The organism is Flavobacterium caeni (genome assembly GCF_900101895.1).
GTDB lineage: Bacteria > Bacteroidota > Bacteroidia > Flavobacteriales > Flavobacteriaceae > Flavobacterium > Flavobacterium caeni.
Window position 1 is genome coordinate 1 of sequence record NZ_FMVF01000070.1, and the last position, 1299, is coordinate 1299.

Annotated in this window: 1 protein-coding gene; it reads left to right on the forward strand. The window is 37.9% G+C overall.

Features of this window, described 5'->3' with window-relative positions; translation table 11 throughout:
• Positions 1–144 precede the first annotated feature (144 nt).
• Complete coding sequence (locus tag BLP55_RS16585) at positions 145–909, forward strand: DUF3800 domain-containing protein (protein ID WP_091147539.1); 765 nt, start codon at positions 145–147, stop codon at positions 907–909.
• The last annotated feature ends 390 nt before the right edge of the window (positions 910–1299 follow it).

Below are 1299 nucleotides of genomic sequence, written 5' to 3' on the forward strand. Positions count from 1 at the left end.
GAACTGAGTTCGCTCGGTGAAGATAAAACATTCTTCGTGAAAACCAAACGTTCAACTTACTGAAAACGCGGCAATTGCTTGAAACGGCGGTTAGCAGCGGTTGTGGTTCACTTATTTTCTTGTAAGTTTACAAAAAATTTATTTATGTATTTAATGTACGTTGATGAAAGTGGCGACACAGGTTTAGTAAATAGCCCTACACGATATTTCATTTTGACAGGAATTGTTTTTCACGAACTCAGATGGACAAATATACTTAGCGATTTAGTTGCATTCCGTAAATCACTTCGCGATTCAAAGGGTTTGAAGCTGCGTGAAGAAATTCATGCAAAGGATTTCATAAACAAACCTGGCGCGTTAATGCGTATTCAACGAAATGATCGTGTTGATATTCTTAAAAAGTGTATAGTATGGTTGAATAGCCAATCTGATGTAAGTGTGTTTTCTATTGTGGTTGACAAGCAAGGGAAAACAGGAGATATATTCGAATTGGCTTGGAATGCTTTGATCATGCGTTTTGAAAATACCATTAGATACAAGAATTTTCCTGGCCCGCAAAATGCGGATGATCGTGGAATTGTTTTTTCAGATAATACCGACGGAGCCAAATTGACCAAGCTAATTCGAAAGATGCGTCATTATAATACAATTCCCAACACAGGAAACCTTTACGGTGGCGGCTATCGAAATATGCGCCTTCAATATCTTATTGAAGATCCAATAATGAGAGATTCGGCAAATTCTTTAATGCATCAAATTGCTGATGTTACTGCTTATATGATTCGTCAGAAATATGAGCCTAACGCCTACATGAAAAAGAAAGCTGGACAAACAATGTATAAGAAACTTGAAGACGTCGCGCTAAAGGTCGCGAGTAAAAATAACGATTTTGGATTGGTAGAGCTATAAAAAAAATAAGGCAGTTTTCACTGCCCGGGGGAATCCTACTTTGGAGACTAGCTCCATTTCAGATTCTTTACAAAGATAAAACAAAATAGTGTACTTGTCAACATTTTTTGTATGTTTATTAACAACGTAATTCCTTGATTTGTTGATAAGTGGAATCACGATACAATCGCTGCTAACGTGCCGCCGGTAAGCGAAGTTGCCGACCAAAGCGAACTGAGTTCTCTCTGCCGAAGATAATGTTTCTTCGTGAAACCACAACTTCCGGCTACCGAAAACCCGGCAATTTTGCTTACCGGCTGTTGTGAGAAGTGCTAAGGTTTTACCCTTGTAATTTTGTTATCTTTTAGAATTACAAGATCGCTATTCATACGTTTCTTAAACTCTATAAGT

Excerpts from the sequence above, each read along its gene's own strand:
- BLP55_RS16585 (WP_091147539.1), top strand. The coding sequence starts at position 145 with ATGTATTTAATGTACGTTGATGAAAGTGGCGACACAGGTTTAGTAAAT.